General features: G+C 35.0%; 17 protein-coding genes. 11 read left to right on the forward strand and 6 right to left on the reverse strand.

Features of this window, described 5'->3' with window-relative positions:
• The first annotated feature begins 100 nt into the window (after window positions 1–100).
• Window positions 101–691 (forward strand): gamma carbonic anhydrase family protein, encoded by a 591-nt coding sequence (locus NZ853_09435; GenBank protein ID MCS7205909.1) that lies wholly within the window; start codon window positions 101–103, stop codon window positions 689–691.
• Window position 692: 1 nt separating this feature from the next.
• Here the strand turns inward: NZ853_09435 and NZ853_09440 are convergent, their stop codons facing one another.
• Together NZ853_09440 and NZ853_09445 are read right to left on the reverse strand one after the other, a co-directional pair.
• Entirely contained in the window at window positions 693–1460 is a 768-nt protein-coding gene (locus NZ853_09440) for a hypothetical protein (GenBank protein MCS7205910.1), read from the reverse strand.
• Window positions 1461–1910 carry a hypothetical protein gene (locus tag NZ853_09445; GenBank protein ID MCS7205911.1) on the reverse strand — a complete coding sequence of 150 codons (450 nt, stop codon included), beginning with the start codon at window positions 1908–1910 and terminating at the stop codon, window positions 1461–1463.
• 249 nt (window positions 1911–2159) lie between these two features.
• On the opposite strand from NZ853_09445, the gene NZ853_09450 reads away from it, so the two are divergent.
• Complete coding sequence (locus NZ853_09450) at window positions 2160–2699, forward strand: gamma carbonic anhydrase family protein (protein MCS7205912.1); 540 nt, start codon at window positions 2160–2162, stop codon at window positions 2697–2699.
• On the opposite strand, the gene NZ853_09455 is transcribed toward NZ853_09450, so the two are convergent.
• Window positions 2677–3117, reverse strand: a complete 441-nt coding sequence (locus NZ853_09455; GenBank protein MCS7205913.1) for a host attachment protein — start codon at window positions 3115–3117, stop codon at window positions 2677–2679. The two genes, NZ853_09450 and NZ853_09455, sit on opposite strands and share 23 nt — an antisense overlap.
• 116 nt (window positions 3118–3233) lie before the next feature.
• Here NZ853_09455 and NZ853_09460 point away from each other — a divergent pair, with 116 nt between their 5' ends.
• A complete protein-coding gene (locus NZ853_09460) occupies window positions 3234–3620 on the forward strand; it encodes a flagellar hook-basal body complex protein FliE (protein MCS7205914.1) in 387 nt (128 codons plus the stop codon).
• Window positions 3621–3884: 264 nt separating this feature from the next.
• The gene (gene fliF, locus NZ853_09465; protein ID MCS7205915.1) at window positions 3885–5576 is read left to right on the forward strand and encodes a flagellar basal-body MS-ring/collar protein FliF; all 1692 of its coding nucleotides are present in this window, start codon (window positions 3885–3887) and stop codon (window positions 5574–5576) included.
• Between the two features lie 3 nt (window positions 5577–5579).
• Here fliF and NZ853_09470 read toward each other — a convergent pair whose 3' ends face one another.
• Entirely contained in the window at window positions 5580–6893 is a 1314-nt protein-coding gene (locus NZ853_09470) for a radical SAM protein (protein ID MCS7205916.1), read from the reverse strand.
• 123 nt (window positions 6894–7016) lie between these two features.
• Between NZ853_09470 and pheS the strand changes: the two genes are divergently transcribed.
• The 5 genes from pheS to mutS all read left to right on the forward strand — a co-directional run bounded on the left by pheS (window position 7017) and on the right by mutS (window position 15811).
• Entirely contained in the window at window positions 7017–8045 is a 1029-nt protein-coding gene (pheS, locus tag NZ853_09475) for a phenylalanine--tRNA ligase subunit alpha (GenBank protein ID MCS7205917.1), read from the forward strand.
• Between the two features lie 4 nt (window positions 8046–8049).
• A complete protein-coding gene (gene pheT, locus NZ853_09480) occupies window positions 8050–10647 on the forward strand; it encodes a phenylalanine--tRNA ligase subunit beta (protein MCS7205918.1) in 2598 nt (865 codons plus the stop codon).
• Window positions 10648–10785: 138 nt separating this feature from the next.
• A complete protein-coding gene (locus NZ853_09485) occupies window positions 10786–11157 on the forward strand; it encodes a TraR/DksA family transcriptional regulator (GenBank protein ID MCS7205919.1) in 372 nt (123 codons plus the stop codon).
• A 183-nt stretch (window positions 11158–11340) separates the two neighbouring features.
• Window positions 11341–13293 carry a DNA topoisomerase (ATP-hydrolyzing) subunit B gene (gyrB, locus tag NZ853_09490; protein ID MCS7205920.1) on the forward strand — a complete coding sequence of 651 codons (1953 nt, stop codon included), beginning with the start codon at window positions 11341–11343 and terminating at the stop codon, window positions 13291–13293.
• Window positions 13294–13300: 7 nt separating this feature from the next.
• Window positions 13301–15811, forward strand: a complete 2511-nt coding sequence (mutS, locus tag NZ853_09495; GenBank protein ID MCS7205921.1) for a DNA mismatch repair protein MutS — start codon at window positions 13301–13303, stop codon at window positions 15809–15811.
• 42 nt (window positions 15812–15853) lie between these two features.
• Here the strand turns inward: mutS and NZ853_09500 are convergent, their stop codons facing one another.
• Complete coding sequence (locus NZ853_09500; protein MCS7205922.1) at window positions 15854–16354, reverse strand: hypothetical protein; 501 nt, start codon at window positions 16352–16354, stop codon at window positions 15854–15856.
• A 96-nt stretch (window positions 16355–16450) separates the two neighbouring features.
• Here NZ853_09500 and NZ853_09505 point away from each other — a divergent pair, with 96 nt between their 5' ends.
• Window positions 16451–16753, forward strand: coding sequence for a hypothetical protein (locus NZ853_09505; GenBank protein MCS7205923.1), 303 nt, complete (start codon window positions 16451–16453; stop codon window positions 16751–16753).
• A 3-nt stretch (window positions 16754–16756) separates the two neighbouring features.
• A complete protein-coding gene (locus NZ853_09510; protein MCS7205924.1) occupies window positions 16757–17446 on the forward strand; it encodes a hypothetical protein in 690 nt (229 codons plus the stop codon).
• Here the strand turns inward: NZ853_09510 and NZ853_09515 are convergent.
• Window positions 17441–19159: hypothetical protein (locus NZ853_09515; protein ID MCS7205925.1), on the reverse strand; the 1719-nt coding region annotated here is incomplete at its 5' end. The genes NZ853_09510 and NZ853_09515 overlap by 6 nt on opposite strands.

The raw sequence follows: 19159 nt of genomic DNA on the forward strand, positions 1-19159 counted from the left end.
CAATTTTGGCAAGAGAAAAGTTTTAATTTTGTTTACAAATCGATTTTTTAATTACATTTTAGGATTGATTTAAAAACTTTAAAATCTTTTTTTTGATACTATGATTCAGACTATCTATCCTGTTCCCTCATCGTCTTTTGTTCATGAAGGTGCCTATGTCATAGGGAAGGTTTTGATTGGCGAATATGTTTCTATTTGGCCCGGAGTAGTTATACGAGGGGATTTGAACGAAATCAAGATTGGTAATTACGTCAATATTCAAGATAATGCAGTGTTGCACGTGGATGGTTCTAGCCCCATCGAAATAGGAGCCTATTCTTTGATAGGACATATGGCAGTTCTTCATGGTTGTAAGATTGGCAAAGCCTGCATGATTGGAATTCGAAGTATCGTCATGGATGATGCCGAAATTGGAGATGGAGCCATGATCACAGCTGATTGCATAATACGAGGAAAAATGAAAATCCCTCCATTTTCGTTGGTAACGAATGTGAATGGAGAACTAAAGATATATCCTGATAAAGCAAAGACCCTTTATACCATTCTGGGAAGTCTTGAATACGTAGAGTTAGCAAAACGACATAAAGAAAAAAATTTTGAAGCTTTTACAGAAGAAGAAATGCAAAAACTAAAAAGAGAAGCAAAAGAAGTTTTTCGAAAGTTGTTTCCAGAAAGGGTAGATAAAGAATAAATTATGGGTTTAAGTATCTTGTTAAAACTAGTTTGTAGGTTGATCCAACTCCCATAATACCACCTACAATTACTTTACCATCACTTTGTTTATGTATATTGATTTCTCGGAAATAGTTTTGTGTTGGGTTGCTTATGTTTTCCATGAGAGTGATTTCTGCTATTCCGTTATTTCCAAAGGTAGTATCCAAGGTTCCGTTGAGGTTTCTACGTTCCACGCTCAATGAAAATTTGTTTGTATCATACCTCTCATCGACTAAATGTAAGTGATTATCAATCTTACGCAAGGATGGATAGTAACCTAAATTAACACTTCCATCATTTCCGAAAGAGCTATCAGTACTACCATTCCATAAGAACTTGTATAATTTTCCAAACTGTGTTATAAATAATCCTTCATTAGTGAAATCAAACATAGTTTCGTCTACGTGGAAATTTAAATTTAAAGTGTTTATTATTGTTCCATCAGAGTTTATTCGTCGGATGTAGAATTTTATGTTATTATCTTCATTAATGTTGTATGTGAATATAATTTTGTTGTCAATTATTTGGAGGAAAGGAGGGGGATAAATAATAATATAAGAATTAGGTGTATGTTCGAAAAAAAGGTACCCTGTGCCGTTGAAGGATGTATCAAGGGTTCCTCCAGCTGAAACCTTGGCAACAAAATAAAAAGGATAAGCAGGAGATGAATCTGCATAAGAAGTTCCTGCAACCCAAAGACTTCCATCGGGATTGGGGAGTATGTATTTAATAGTTTCATAATTCACTTAAGGGAAGTAATATGAAAAAAAATTTGTTGGAGTTGAATAATTAGTTGATGGGAATTTTCTTATGATTGCTTTGTGAGGGTGAGAATAATCACCTCCTCCCAAAAGAATATCTCCATTGGGTAATATTGTAAAACTATAATAATATGAATAATAAGAAATTGATTGCATATCGTAGTTCAATACACCATTATTTCCAAAGGAAGTGTCAATCTCCCCATTTGAATGAAACCTTATGAAGCGGATTATTTCTTTTGATGATGGTTGATGATATCCCTTAATTATAGCCGCTATTTTACCATCTGCTTGTTGGACTAATTTAAAATCATATAAAGAAGTAAAACCCTCTAAATCTCTAATGACTTTTCCTTGATTACCGAAGGATGTATCAATAATCTCTCTATTGTTCTGATTTTTTTTGATGATCTCAATCAACATCCTACGTGCCATTCCAGATGGAGTTGTGGGATCCTCAGGAAGTTCCTTAAATTCTATGCACGATAGTAAAAAAGCCTAAAACCAAAATAGCTGGAATAGGTGATAAATGAGTTTTCTTCATAACTCACAATCTTAAGGATAATTTTGTATTAGCAAGTATAAAATAACATAATTTTTTATTTTATCCTAAAAGATCTTTAAAAATCTTTCGATTTACTTCTTTTTTATTGACAAAGGATTTTTTATAAGGAAGGGTGGGTTATGATTTATCCTTACAGAGAACACTATCCTGAGATTGGCGAGGGTGTTTTCATCGCTCCCTCAGCAGATGTGATTGGGCAAGTCAAAATTGGAAAACATAGCAGCATCTGGTTTGGTTCTTTAGTTCGAGGTGATGTAGATAAAATTGAAATAGGAGATTTTACGAACATTCAGGATCAATGTGTTGTTCACGTGACGGGTGGAAAGTTTCCTACATACATTGGAAATCATTGCACCTTAGGGCACAGGGTAGTGGTGCATGGAGCTGTTTTGAAGGATTACGCTTTTATTGGGATTGGTGCTATTGTAATGGATGGTTGTGAAGTAGGAGAATTTGCTATTTTAGCCGCAGGGAGTTTACTTCCCCCAGGCAAGAAAATCCCGGATGGGATGTTAGCCATGGGGGTTCCTGCAAAAGTGGTAAGAGCTATCACCGATGAAGAAAGAGAAATGATCATAAAAACCCAAGAAAAATATGCTCAATTAGCAAAAGAATATCTCGAACGGCTGGGAAGACCTACACATTCAAATAATCTTTGAAGTAAAGATGGATTTCTCTGTCTTCAATATTGGCTAAATTTTTGGAAATCCAAGCTTGGACGTTTCTACTTACATTAGAGTCAAGTTTTTCTTTTAAGTAGCCCAAGAAAGATGGACCACTTGCAATGTAAATATAATCATATTTGTTATCTAATTTGGATTGTTTGAGGTATTCACTAATTTCGGAAGCAAATCTTTTATTTTCTACTTCTTTAGGGTCTTCTACGGGTTCGGTTTTATGTCTTCCATAACCGGCTCGATCAAAACTTTCACCACCATCATTGCTATAAATTTTCATTCTTCCTTCTGGGTGTTCGAATTTCTTGATGAGTTTGAAAGGCTTTCCTGGACCTTGATACTCAAAAATCCTTGCTTTGGATTGATCAGCTACAACAATCCACTTTCTTGTGAGGTTCATATATTCTTTCTAATTTGTCAAATGGATTTGTCAAATAAAATCAAACGACAAACGATAAAGAAAAAACTCATGTTTTTACTTTTTCTTTCGATACATGATATTACGGGAGATCGATCATGAAAATTTTCGGCTATAGTGGTGTACAGTTTGATAGTGGATTTCCTAAAGTAGAAGGAGCAAAAACGTATTCTCCTTTTAAATTGAGAACGATCTATGAAAAACACATGCAGATAACCCAAAAGCCACCACTAACAGAACTTGTACCAGAAAAAGAACGGGTTCTGACGGACTTTGCTTTTGCATTAAATGAATATTTAGGAAGAGTAGAAAAGTTAGCCTTGGATTCTGAAGATCTAACCAAAAAATCCATCTATGATCCTGATAATGTTGATGTTCATGAAATCATGATAGCCTCACAAAAAGCCCGCTTTGCTCTGAACTTAACAAAAACCTTAGCGGATGGTGTGATACGAGCCTATCGAGAACTCACAACACCGAGATAATAAAAAAGTTTTGATTTATTAAAGTTGTCAATTCTCTTTGTGAGGAAGCTAAACCTCATGTATGTTTGAGAAGAGCATATATGCATTATCGTTAAATTGTTGTGATTATTTCTTAATTTAATTACTTTAGTTTTTTTGTCTCTTTCCTTAACAAAGAATAAGTAAAAATTTTATGAATTTTGAGCAAAAATCAAAAAATTTTCTTTTCTTAAGTAAAAGAGCTGAAAAAACTTAATATTCCCATCACTGATATGAGGATAAGCTATGCCTGAATTTCTAAAGCAATTATGGAATAAAATAGTGGAGGTCTGGAATCAACTTGATACTGTAAAAAAAATCACTGTCGGAGTGGTTCTGGCTTTGATCATTGCGAGTTTGGCTTTTGTTGCGTTTTATTCAAAAAAGCCAGAGATGGTGGTGCTCTATGAAAATTTGAGTGCTTCGGACTATGCAGAAATCACAAAGTTCTTAGAGACAATGGGTTATGACTGGAGGGGTGTTGGCACGGATACTATTTTCGTCAATGGACTACAAAGACAAGAAATCATCACCAAATTAGCCCAAGAAAACCTCATCCCAGTAGGAGTTGAAGGATGGGAAATTTTCAATATGTCTCGTTGGGATGAAACCACATTTGATAAAAACGTCAAACTCCATCGTGCCATAAAGGGGTCGTTAGAGCAAATGCTCATGACATTGGATTTCGTCAAATCGGCAAGGGTAGAGCTTGCCATACCCCAGAGAAATAATTTTCTTACTGACGTTGAACCTGTAAAAGCCTCTGTGGTTTTAACTCTCAAACCTGGCATTGAAACCCTTACCCCAAAACAAATTAGTGGTATCAAAAACTTGATTTATCGAGCTGTTCCCAACCTTAAAAGAGAAAACATCACCATCACAGATAACTTTGGGAAAGAATTTGTAGAACCTGATGCCTTAGATGAAGAAGAACGAAGACTCAAATTAGTAGAGAAGAAAAAAGAATTCGAAGAGCGAGAAAGACGCAAATGGATGGAAGAAATCAAAAGTAGTCTGAGCGAGCTCTATTCTGCGGATCGAATTACCATCATCAGAGTAGCCCTCAACGTAAACTGGGATGAGATCAAAGAAAAACAACACTTAGTAGAACCCGTAGAAGCGGAACCAGAAAACCCAGAAACCCCCTATCCTGATAGAAAGTTAATGCCGGGAGGAACATTGACAGTCTCAGAAAACACAAGAAATGAGCGCTTTCGTGGTCAAGGTTTTACTCCGGGAGGTCCCACCGGAACCGAGCAGCAACTTCCCCCGGGTTATCGGGATTTGGATTACCAACGAGCTGAATATGGCAATCAAGATGTTATTCGAAACTATGACTACAATCGTATTGAGAAAGAAATCATTCGTCAACCCTGGGAAGAACGAGCTCGTTCTATCGCGGTTGCTGTAGATGGAAGATGGATAAGAAAAGGAGTAAAAGAAGATGGTTCAGGCTATATCAGAGAATACATTCCCCCCACGAAAGAGGAACTCAAAGCCATTGAAAAACTCCTCAAGGCTTCGTTGCTTTATAAAGCAGCAAGAGGGGATCAAATCGTAGTTGAGCATATACAAAAAGATCGTACGGCTCAATTCGAACAAGAAGACGCTGAACTTCGAAGGCAATTGATGATACAGCGGCTTTTAGTCATATCTGCAATTTCCATCTTGGCATTTATTTTATTGTATTTACTTTATCGAGCCATTAAGAATGAAATTGCCCGAAGAAGAAGACTCAGAGAAGAAGAGTTAGCCGCACAGCAACAACTCATGCGAGAAGCCGCACTTAGAGTTGCTGATGAAGGAGCTGCGGAAGTAGAACTTTCAATTGATGAAAAAGCACGAAGAGAACTTCTCGAGAATGCTATCAACTTGGCTCGGGAAAAACCGGATGAAGTTGCAAAACTCCTTCGCACATGGCTTAGTGAAGAAACATAAAGATCAATTTCTTCCTTGATACCCAATCACGTCCATAAAAGCACTAACTGAAAAGACAGCTCTTCCTCTTCCTGGTTCTCCATAACCTGGAGGAACAGGAAGTTTGTATTTTTCAAAGGTTCTTTTCCAAACAGTGAGGAGTTCTAAGAAATAACGTAGGGGAGGTTTTTGTTGGTTTCCTAAGGTTGTATATGGTTCAGGGCACCAGGTAGTGAACCTAGGCACCACTCCGTGACTCATGAAAAACTCCAGACCTTCTTGGGTAGATCGTATTGCTTCTTCAACAGAGTCAAAACCATAGGGTTTGGCTAATTCGACTCCACCAACAAAATTAGGTATTACGTTCGAAGCACCGAAGATCTCTGTTGACTCAATAATTCTTCGAATCCAGTTGTCTCGACCAATGTATCGTTCTTTTCCGGGGCAGAGAATGGAAAAGAGCCGTTTATCCCAAACTTCGTAGTTTGGATGGTAGATTTTGATACCTGCTTCTTTGAAGCGTATCAAATCCTCTTTTTCCCAAGCTTGGACCACCATTTTTCCTAACCAGCGATTTGGAAAGTGGGACTCAATGGCTTCGACATATTGAAAATAAAAATCTTGTTCGTTTTTACCCTGAAGTTCAGTAACAACCGAACCACCTGTGATCGTATAGACTTTAGCCGTTGTGTCTTCTTTGTCAATCCAGCTTAAAACCTCGAGGATGTCTTCGATGCTTTTAACTCCTGTGTAGGGACGCTTGAAGTTCTTTTGTTGACGCCAATTGTGGTTGATGTCGCAAAAAGCGCATTCTTCGTCTTTCCCGAAATACTGACAATTACGAAATACTGTAAGATATATCAAATATCCCCATTCGATCACCGGAGCAATTTCTCCTGGAATTTTGTTGTTTCGTGTTCGGTATTGATACCAAGGTGGTATGGGGGGAAATTCTACTTCCGCAAGCGTAGTGTTGTGGAGTTTGAGTACGACTTGATTTTCTTCGATGGTGATTTTGTAGGGTGATGTGGGATCAATCCTTACGGAAATGACGGTGGGAAGCAGTTCAAACAAACCGCCATGAATTTTAATTTCTTCAGGAGCTCTAAATCGAACCGTCTCTGGTTGCTCAGACAAAGGAACATGGTCAAAAGTAAAAATAAAATAGTCTTTGGTTTTGTATTCTTGGTTTTGTAGAGCTCCTGAATCAAAATTTAATCCAAGTCGCAATATGTCTTGTTTGATGATTGCCTCAATCGGGATTTCTTTGTATTGCTCTATGAATTTTTCTAAAACTTCTAAATCTGTGGAAATGACTTCTTTCGATAAGGGTGTCATATCTTATACCAATAAAATGAAATGAACGACTCAAAAAACAACTTTTTATGGTTTTGTATTGGATATTGACTTTGTTGATTTTCTATTGACATGAAAAAAAATAACAAAAATCCTTCGATATCCATGAAACTCCAACTATTAGAGAGTTTAAAAGAGATTGAAGTCTCTACAACATCAAAACTAAAAACCATCCAAAATTTAGAAGAACTCCGAGAAATCTATCAAGAAGTTTTGGGGAAAAAAGGCAAAATCCCAGAAATCCTCAAGAACCTAAAGGACCTTTCTCTTGAAGAAAAACGAGAAGTGGGAAGTTTTGCAAACGAATTAAGAGACCGATTATCTGAAGTTTTCAAACAAAAACAAACTGAATTAGAGCGTTCACAACTTCTCAGCAAAATCCAACAGGAATATTTTGATGCAAGAAGACCTTTGTCTTCAAAAGTTGGGAATTTGCATCCATTGAGTCAAATCCAATATGAAGTAGAAGACATTTTTCTTGCTATGGGATTTCAAATCATGGATGGACCCGAAGTCGAATTAGATGAATATAATTTCGGGAAGTTGAATTTTACTGATGATCACCCTGCAAGAGACATGCAGGATACGTTTTGGACAACGGATGGTTTTTTGCTTCGAACCCATACTTCTTCTGTGCAGGTTCGAGCCATGGAGGTTTTAACTCCTCCCTTTCGAGTAATTGTTCCAGGAAGAGTGTATCGTTATGAAGAAACCGATGCCTCCCACGAAAATACTTTTTATCAATTAGAAGGGATGATGGTGGATAAAGATGTTTCCGTTGCCCATTTGATTTATGTGATGAAAACCTTTCTTTCCACGTTTTTTGAAAAAGAAGTGAAGGTTCGACTACGACCTGGGTTTTTTCCCTTCGTGGAGCCTGGCTTTGAGTTGGATATTCAATGTCTTGTGTGCAAAGGGAAGGGTTGTCCTGTTTGTAAATATACTGGATGGGTAGAAATCCTTCCTTGTGGCTTGATCCATCCTAATGTTTTGAAAGCAGGTAAAATTGATCCTAATGAATGGTCGGGGTTTGCCTTTGGGATGGGACTAAGCCGTTTGGTGATGATGCGACATTCTATTGAGGACATACGTCATTTTCTTTCGGGAAATATTCGATTTTTGGAGCAATTTTAGTTATATGAAGTTATCCTTTCGTTGGTTAAATCATTATATCGAATTGCATGATGTTTCAATTGGAGAATTAGCTCACAAAATCACCATGTCGATTTGCGAGATTGAAGATATTCATAAGGTGTTTGAGTTTGATCCTAATCTCGTAATCGGAAAAGTCTTAGAGGTATCACCACATCCAGATTCTCATCAACTCAAAATCTGCAAGGTGGATATTGGTAGCGATGTTCTTCAGATTGTTAGTGGTGCTGAAAACTTAGAAAAAAACCAGCATGTTGTAGTGGCAAAAATCGGTGCAAAACTCAAAGCTGACAAAGACAATGAAAAAGAAGAACTCAAAATCGAAAAACGAACCATCAAGAATGTTGACTCATTTGGGATGATTTGTTCTACGAAAGAGCTCCAACTGGATAACCTTTTTGGCTTTAATGGTGGGGTATGGATTTTAGATGAATTAGAAGAAGACGTTTGGGATTTCATTCATAAAGCAAAAGCAAAAAAATCAAAAAAACAAATCCCAGAGGGTAAAAAAAAGAACATCAAAAACAAAAAATTCACTTTAGGAACTCCCTTGAGGGAATTTCTCCCTATTGAGGATACAGTCTTAGAGATCGATAACAAATCCATAACCCATAGACCTGACTTGTGGGGACATTTTGGTTTTGCTTTGGAGCTCTCTGCTTTATTGGGAAGAAAAATTAAATATGACGTAGTTAATAAAACCAAAGAAGAATCTAAAAAACTTTCATATAATAAAAAACTCCCGCAGAAAAAAATCTTAATTCAAAACGAGTCAGCATTAGCGTACAATGGGGTTGTTTGTTCTGATGTTCGGGTAGAAAAATCCCCTTTTTGGATGCGCCTTCTTTTGACTTCCATTGATCAGAAATCTATCAATAATATCGTTGATATTTCGAATTTTGTCATGTATGAGTTGGGTCAGCCTAATCATGCCTTTGATTTGGATGAAATCAAATCCGATACCATCAGATGTGACTTCAACAAAAAAGAATTTCTTTTTACTGCATTGGACAAAGAAACTTACACCATTCCGAAAAACAGTATTGTGATTTATGACGAGGATCGTCCCATTGCTTTGGGAGGAATCATTGGAGGATACGAAACTTCTATTCAAGAGAAGACCAAAAATATTTTTATTGAGTCTGCCACATTCCCACGAGAACACATCCGAAAAACCATTTCAGCACTCTCCATCAGAACCGAATCAGCCCGGCGTTTTGAGAAAGGACAGGACCCTGCAAAATCAAAATTAGGAATAGAAAGATTTTTGATTCTTTTGAAACAACAGCAACCCCAAGTTAAAATAGGAAAGATTCAATCATATCCAAAAAAACTAAAAATACAAGAAAATAAAATCCAAACAACTATTTCGTTTATTCAAAAAAGATTGGGCTTTTCGATTTCGAAAAACAAAGTCAAGGAAATTCTCAATCGCCTAAACTTTAAAATTGAAGAAGTAGATAAAGATACAATAAAAATCACAGTTCCCAGTTATCGTTCTTATTATGATATTACCATTCCGGAAGACATCGTAGAGGAGATTGGACGACTTTATGGCTATGATAACATTGAACCCGTAGCACCCAGAGTAGAAATTCAAAAGCCGAAATTACCTCATCAACGATATTTCGAAAGACAAGTGAAGTTCTTTCTTAGCCAATCAGGTAGTTTCTATGAAACAATGAATTATTCTTTTGCAAGCAAAGAAGATAATCTACAGTTTGGATATGAGGGAATACAGCTAAAAAATCCAGCTCAAAAACAAAAAGACAGAATGCGAGTAAGCCTCATACCAGGACTTTTAGAGCAACTGAAACTCAACATCCATCGTTTTGAAGAAGCGGGTCTTTACGAATTAGGAAGGGTTTTTCTCCCCGAAGAAAAAGAAAAGAAAACAAAACAAAATTCAAATAAACTTCCTTTAGAGAAACAAAAACTAACATTGGTATATTTCACGGAAAGGCTGCAAGATTATAAAAATTATTTTAAATCTTCTGATGATGAAAGAATAGGAATTTTTTATTATGTCCGAGAGATCATAGAAAAGATGTTTAAGTATTTTTATATTGACTATGAAATCAAAGAAAATACGAAACATTTTCTCTATCATCCCAATTGTCAGGTGGAATTTTATCGTTTCGATCAATCATTAGGAAGTTTAGGGATTCTTCATCCTGATCTCTATATGAAATACGAATTCCCGTTATCGAAGGTCATAATTTTAGGGGATTTGGATTTTGATGGTTTGTATGCCATCTGGAATGAGAAAAGAAGTAAAAAAGAAACAACTTATAAACCTCCTTCTCAATTTCCAAAGTCAACTTTTGATTTTACTATTCTTCTCGAAAAGAGAGAGTCAACATATACACCAATAGAACATATTCAAACTCTGAAATTTCCAGAAATCCAAAAGATTGAGGTTTTAGAAATCTACACAGGAGCTCCCATTCCAGAAGGAAAAAAATCTGTTTCTTATCGAGTACATTGTTTGGATTACCAGTCGATTCCGAGTGAAAGGATCCAAACGATGTTGGATAGTATTGTCAAACTTTTAGAAAAGAAAGGATTTCCTTTGCGAGTTTAGACATATAATCTTTTTTGGAACTTCAAAAAAATTCAATTTTCTTCACATATAAACCGAAATTCTTTGATAAAATGATTTCCAAAAACGAAAAATCAATTAAACTAAATCATTAAAAACAATTCTATAGAGAGAGGAAGTATGGGAAAAACACAAACACATTTATCCAAAAAAGAATTGAAAGAATTCAAGGAACTTCTTTTAGAAGAAAGAAAAAAAATCTTAGAACAACTATCAGAAGAAGAACAATTGTTTTTGAATCAAGAAGAACCGGATGAAGCCGATCAAGCTGATGTTTATATTAACAATACATTGCTTCGCAATCTTTCTGACGTTGAATTAGAAAAGCTGCGTTTAATTGATCGAGCTCTCGAAAAAATTGAACTTGGAACCTATGGTATATGTGAAGGAACGGGAAAACCCATACCCAAAGAGAGACTTCGAGCAATTCCTTGGACACCCTATACAGTCGAATATGCTGAAATGTTAGATAAGAAGAAAAAAAGAAGATAAAACAAAAGAAATCCTAAATCACAAAACATTAAATTTGTGTTTCATTTCAGATTCTTTAGCTTAAAAAATTAAATGAGTTAAAAATTATTTCTCTTTTAATTGTTTTTTCTAAATCAATCTAAAAGTTTTAATCATTGACTCAAAAATAAATTCTCTAAATCCTTGTTTCGTATGGTAGAAGTCATGGATAAAAATTACTCTGCACATCAAATCAAGGTTCTGAAAGGTTTAGAGGCAGTTCGAAAACGTCCAGGAATGTATATTGGCACACAGGATGAAACGGGTCTACACAAAATGGTATATGAAGTTGTCGATAATTCTGTGGATGAATTCATGGCTGGGTATGCCACTTTTGTTGAAGTGATATTAAAAAGTGATGGTAGTGTAGAAGTCGTTGATGATGGAAGAGGTATACCGACGGAAATTCATCCACAAGAGAAAATATCAACGATTGAGGTTGTGATGACTCATCTTCATGCGGGAGGAAAATTCGGTAGTGGTGCTTATAAAATCAGTGGGGGTTTGCATGGGGTTGGAGTTTCTGTTGTAAATGCTCTATCGGAATGGTTGGAGGTGGAAGTTCATCGAAATGGTGAAATTCATTATCAGAAATACCAAAGAGGAATTCCCGTAGAACCAGTAAAAATCCTCGGGAAAACCAAAAAACATGGGACAACTGTGCGTTTTCTTCCTGATAGGGAAATCTTTACAACCACTCACTTTGATTACAATACTATAAGGAATCGGTTGGAAGAAATCAGTTTCTTGAATAAAGGATTAAAGGTTATTTTACGGGATGAACGAACAACCCCACCATCGGAAGAAATCTTTTTGTATAAAGGGGGGATTTTAGAGTTCATGGAAAAACTCACCAAAAAAGGAAAGCTTGTTCATAAAAAAATCATACATTTTGAGGCAAGACGAGAATACGAAGAAAAAAACGAAAAACGAGAGTTCTACGGAGAATTCGCAATTGCCTATCAAGAATCCTCCTCTGAAAAGATTTATTGTTTTACGAATGGAATTGACAACAAGTTAGGAGGAACCCATTTAGAAGGCTTCAAAATAGCTCTGACAAAAACATTGAACGATTTTTTGAAAAAGGATGAGAGCTTAAAAAAGAAAATCGATGGGACTTTATCAGGTGATGATGTTCGAGAAGGTCTCGTGGCTGTCATCAATATCAAAATCCAAGAACCTCAGTTTAATTCACAAACCAAAGAAAAATTAGTAAATGCAGAAATCAAAGGAGTGGTTCAAAAGATTGTTTCTGAGGAATTAGAGACCTACTTCTCCCATAATCCCAATGAATTACGTGCTATTTTAGAACGATGCATCTTGACTTATAGAGCAAGAGAGGCTGCCAGAAAAGCTCGTGAAATGGTGACAAAAAGGAAAGGCATTCTGGAAGGTGGAGGACTTCCCGGAAAATTAGCCGATTGTTCTGAAAGAGATCCAGCTCTGAGTGAACTCTTTATTGTTGAGGGGGATTCAGCAGGAGGCTCAGCAAAACAAGGAAGAAATCGAAATTTCCAAGCTATTCTCCCAATTAAAGGAAAGATTTTAAATGTTGTCAAGGCAAAAGATATCAAGATTTTAGACAATGAAGAAGTAAGGACTTTAGTAATGACAATTGGGGCAGGGTATGGAAACGATAATATTGATCTCTCTAAACTTCGTTATCATAAAATCATTATTATGACTGATGCTGATGTCGATGGCTCCCATATTCGGACACTGCTTCTTACCTTTTTCTTTCAAAAGATGAGACCTTTGATTGAACATGGACATCTCTACATTGCCCAACCTCCATTATACCTAATCAAAAAAGGAAAAGAGTCATACTATGCCTATTCTAATAAAGAAAAAGAAGAAATCCTAAAAAAATTCAAAGATGACAAGAACATAACAGTTCAACGCTATAAAGGATTAGGAGAGATGAATCCTGAGCAACTTTGGGAAACCACGATGGATCCTGCAAGAAGAGTGCTTTTGCAAGTTAAGCCTTTTGATGAAGATTCATTAGAACTAAAACGTTTAGAGGAAACCTTTGAAATTTTAATGGGTGATGAAGTGGAACCAAGACGAAAATTTATCGAAGAGAATGCAAAATACGTAATTAACTTAGACTTGTAGACTTGTAATGGAATACAAAGAACCCCTCAGTACACCTGTAATGAAACAATACTTACAGCTCAAGTCCCAGTTTCCTGATTCGATTTTATTTTTTCGGATGGGGGATTTTTATGAAGTCTTCATGGATGATGCCTTAATTGCAGCGCCCATCATGGATGTGGTTTTGACAAATCGTCAAGGCTCAGTCCCGATGGCGGGGGTTCCATATCATAGCGCTGAGATATACATCAACCGGCTTTTACAAGCAGGAAAGAAAGTCGCAATTGCTGAACAATCAACGGATCCGAAGAATCCAAGATTGATGCAACGTAGTGTAGTTCGTATCATTACACCCGGAACCATCATAGAAGAAAATTTACTCAAAAACGTTGAGTCTCAATATCTAATGGCGATTTCGGATAAAAATCTGGATAGAAAAACTTTTGGTGTAGCTCTTGCCGATATTTCCACGGGTGAATTCTTTTGCTATGAACTAAATGATTTTGATGTTTCGATTGATGACTTGCTTGAGGCTTACCATCCAACTGAAGTGATTCTACCCACTCATTTAGAAAAAGATTTCTCTGAGAAAGGGAAAAAGGCAAAAGTTTTTATTTCTGTCTTAGAAAGCTGGAAATCTACGATAGATGAAGGTAAAAGAAAATTCAAGAGTTTCTACAAAACTGATTTCGATTCTGTATTGAGGGATTACGAGGGTAGTGCAGTTTTAGGAGCTATTAGCTTGATTTTGCACTACGTGGAAAAAAATTTTCCCAATCAAGAAATTTCCTTGGATTTTCCAAAATTCCAAAAACAAAATCAATTTTTATACTTGGACGAAAAGACTATAAAAAACCTCAATATCTTTGAACCCAAAGATGTGGCATTAGTTTCCTTGTTCTCGCCAATAACACCCAAGGGGAAACGCCTTATCAAAGATTTATTTTTACATCCTTTGTTAGATATCGCTGAAATTCAAAAACGCTTGGATTTGGTAGAATTCTTTTTCTTGAAGGATGAATGTCGAGAAGCCATTAAGGAACAACTACAAAAAATCTTGGATGTTGAGAGAATTTTAACCAGAATGCAATACAATAAATCTCAGCCAAGGGATTTTAGAAGCATTGTTCAAACTATACAATCCATCATAGAGCTCCAAAAAGAATTACAAAAATACCAAGTGCCATATGAGATACAAATTTCAGAAAGCTTAGTTGAATTAAAAGACACGTTAGATCAAGCAATTGTCGAAAATCCACCATCCCAACTTGGAAATTCTTATTTTCTTAAGAAAGGGATTGATCCTGAATATGATGAAGCCATCCAAGCAAAAGAAAAAGGAGCAAATTGGGTGTTGGAATACGAACGCAAAGAACGAGAAAGAACAGGTTTAAGTTCCTTAAAGATTGGTTATAACAAAGTCTTGGGGTATTTCATTGAAATATCAAAAATACAAGCGAAAAACGCCCCAAAAGAATACGAAAGAAAACAAACTTTAGTGAATTATGAACGCTTCACTTGTGAGGAACTCAAGGACATCGAAAGAAAAATCCTCTTAGCAGATGAAAACATACAAGAAATAGAAAAGAAATACTACCAGGAGTTCATCAATAAGGTTTTGGATCATAAACAAGAATTAAAAGACGTCATTTATCATGTGGGGTATTTGGATGTTCTTGTTGAATTTGCTGATGTTTCAAAGAAAAATCATTGGATGAGACCTCAATGGAATCAAAATAAAGAATTGATTTTGAAGGAATCTCGTCATCCTGTTGTAGAAAAATTTTTACCCAAAGAAAAAGATTTTATACCCAATGATGTTTATCTGAATACAACTACCCATAGTTTGGCGATCATTACCGGTCCAAACATGGCAGGAAAATCCACTTACATTCGCCAAGTGGCATTGATACAAATTTTAGCACAATTGGGTTGTTTTGTTCCTGCAAAAGAAGCCAACCTATCAATCGTTGATAGAATCTTTACTAGAGTTGGAGCAAGTGATAATTTAGCCAAGGGTGAGTCTACGTTTTTAGTAGAGATGTTGGAAACATCTCACATCTTACGAAATTTTACAGAAGATTCGCTAATTATCATGGACGAAATAGGACGGGGAACGTCTACTTATGATGGAATGGCAATTGCTTGGGCTATCGTAGAATACTTAACAGAGCGTTATAAACCCAAAACCATGTTTGCAACCCACTATCATGAACTGACCTCTTTAGAAGAACGAGATGGGGTATTCAACTTGACAATGGATGTATTGGAAAGCGATGATCAAGTAATATTTTTGCACAAAGTTAAACCAGGTTCAGCAGATAAATCATATGGAATTCATGTAGCTAAGTTGGCAGGACTACCAGCCAAGGTAATTGAAAGAGCTCAAGCCCTTTTAGAGCAATTTGAAGATCAAAAAAAGAACCTGAAAAAAAACACTCATCTATATTACCAGGAAGCAACAAAAAAAAAGCGCATGATAAAGAACGAAAGTCAACAGATTGAGATTTTTGATTATCAATTCCACAATAACACTTAAGGGAATATTAAAATTAAACATTAGAATTAAGTTCTGATGGTCTCAATGAGAAACAAACGAATTTTCATATTTTTCAGATGGAAGATATGATTTTTTTATGATAGGGATTACTTTTGAGTTGTATTCGATAAAAACTTCATTTTGTTTTTCGTTAATGTATGGCGATAACAACTGCACCACTTTCGAAGAAACCAAATAAGGGATATGGTTCGTGTATTCTTTGTCTAAATAGAGACCCCAAAATTTATCTTGATCTGGATCGTAGAAAAGACTATCCGGAGTTAATAATTTTTGGTTGTCCAATAAGAATTGAAAGTAGGTATCGAAAAACTCTATGTCTTCACAAATGAGGGGAAAACCTTCGACAAGTTTCAAGTATCCTTTCTCTTCTTGTTCAGGATGTTTGATGTGAATGAAATATTCTCCGTCGTAATGGAGATTGATTTTAAAAAATCGAATTATGCCAATATTCTCTATTTTTGTATTCCCATTCCACCATTCGTTGTATCTATCAATCCATAAGTTTGTTTTAAAAACCTTCATAATAAAATATATACAAAATTTTAATTCATTGTCAATTCTAAGAAAATTTACATGACATGAACAGGAAAAAAATGGTATGGTTTCATCATAGTCATTATGAAAGAAGATTCAAAAGTTCTAAAAAACCATGAAAAAAATGAAAAAAGTAAAATTAGATCAGAGAAGCGTTTCAGGGATATTTTGTTTTCTTTTTTTGAGTTTTTATTAGGAGAGTTGGGGTTTTTTCTCTGGGAAAGATACTTGGAAAAAAAAGGGTATCCAACAATTAGGTTTTTAGAAGAACAGAATCGAAAATTACAACAAAAAACAGATTTATTAGAAAAAAAAATTCAGTGGATATTAATTTTTGTTATTATTCAAACTGTATTTTTAGTTATTTTGGTGTTTTTTTTGATTTAATTTATGACTCATCATCATTTCGGAATGATAGATCCAGAAAACCCATTAAGGATGGGGATTAATACCTTAGATGAATTAGAAGAAAAAGTGAAAGCATTGCGAATTCTAAATTTATCTTCTCTAAAAAAGAGATTCATTATTTCTCGAGAAGATGTTTACATTCCCGATTCCGATCAAAAAATTTTAGAAAAAGGAAAAGAGATTGATGTGAACTCAATTAAGCTTTTAAGAAAGTATTTCTCTGGAGATACAATTTTTAAAACCTTTCAACCCGATGAAGGGATCGTGATAGTTTCAGATATGAATAAGAGGGAAAGCATAAGTCTAAGCATGGATATCATCACACAATTAATGAATTTAGGAAAAGGTGCTTATGAAGGCTTTATTGATAGGGTTGATAATTTTGAAGAATGTTTATATCTTTTGAAAAAGACATTATTCCCACGCTTGATGTTAATTGGCTATATCAATCCTGAAGATCTCGAGAATGAAAAATTAAATTTAGTAAGGATAAGAAGAATTGATCATTATATTAGAATCATAGAAGTTTTACATAAAAAATTAAAACCTTACCCTCTTTTCCCAAAAATCAAAAACATCATGATCGATCCTGATCAGCCTGATACATGGAATCAATTTATTCTGCAAATCATTCAAGAATATAACAAAGGGTATTTGGTAGAAGAATTATGAACTAAAATATTCATAAGTATTTTTTAATACTTTTGGCCATGTATCTTTCGTTCCATACTTTCTCCAACGGTTTTCTAATTCTGTGAGTTTTTTAGTTCGAATGTTGCGAAAACGATTATGAATTTCTGCATAAGCTGGTTGATTTTGTAAAAATGATCTAATTTCTCGACTAAAGGGAATATAACGATAAAAAATATTCCTTACCACTTTATTGAGTTTTAATATTCCCTGAGATTCATATTTAATCCATAATGTGTAATCATGAACGAATTTTTGTCTATCATCCCGAAAGTTCTTAAAGTCTTCTTTTATTTTTTCTTTTTGTTCCTCAGATAAGTCTCTGTTTTTATGATAAAACTGAACATAATCTAAATATTCAGAAGTTAAAGAAGGCATCCCAATATTATTATAATCATGTCCAAGAATAGTTCTTAAAATTTCCCAACGAAAAGCTCCTACAGCTTCGATCACCATTTGGAATAGATCTCCTGTGTTGAGTATTGGAAATACCAGTCTTGCTCTTGTATCTTTTTTCCGTGGATCTTCTAAATCCTGCCACATCATGGATTTACTTCCTGCCACAGGTAATAATATCATATGGGGGTATACGTTTACCATGATGAATTCTTTGAAGATTTTTAGGTTCTCGTCGTTTAATACCATTTCTCTATAAAAAGCGGAGAAGTCGATTTTTAGGAGTTCTAAAAGTTGAGAACTCAATTTTTCTTTGGTTACAAAAAGTTCAGAAATCTTAGGTGAGGTAAAATGGAATTTCGTCAAAACAGGAAAGAAAGTTAAAGGTGAACCAGAAACTAATCTTGTGTTTGTATTGAAAAAGTTTTTTACTTCGTAAATTACTCTTTGTTCTTGGGTATCAATATCAATAGGTATATCTTCTAGTTTTTTTGCTTTACTATATTCTTGGTGGTTTTGTTTTAAAAAGTCAAAGTAAGTTTCCCCCAATTCACTTATTGAAGGTAATTCTTTCTTTTCGTAAATCAAGTTTAACCACTCAACAGAATTCAAAATTGAGAAATCAGGATCTAAAGGATTGGTGTTGTCGATAAATTCAGATAATTCAAAAATTTGCTGGGTTTCTAAGAATTCATCATCAAAAAAACCGTATAGCAAAAACAAGGTTATGTATTTAGGAACATTACCTCTATTTTTCTTATATTGTAAAAAAGCATTGACGTAAGCCTTCCAGAAGGTTTCAATTACGGGACGCTTAAGTTTACGAATTTCTGAGTCTGATTCTAATGGGGTTTTTAGTTTTTTTAGTTGATTCAAACTGGTTAGAACCTTGCTTTGTTCGTCTTGTGGTATTTTGCAAAAATCCATGATTTTTTTCGCACTGCCTTTGAATTCATCTAATTTTGAGTCATAATCTTGTTGAACGACTATTTGTTCTTGTTGTTGTTTTTTAGCATTCAACTTTTCTTGAAATTTTTGAATGTGAGCTGAGCTCGGAAGTTTTTTATAAAACGTTTTCTGATACATTTGAGCTACACTATCATAGTCTTCTGTTATGTATTCATAAATTTCAAAAAATTCATCCTCGTTATATTCAATTTCATTCTTTTCGTAAAGACTCAATAATAAATCGTATTTTTCAAGCAAGGAATGATGACCATTTTGAAGAATTTTTATGTTGTCTTGAATATGATTTTGATATATACTAATAAGCTTCAAAATTTCATTTTGCAAGTGGAG

The organism is Leptospiraceae bacterium, assembly GCA_025059995.1.
Taxonomy (GTDB): domain Bacteria; phylum Spirochaetota; class Leptospiria; order Leptospirales; family Leptonemataceae; genus SKYB61.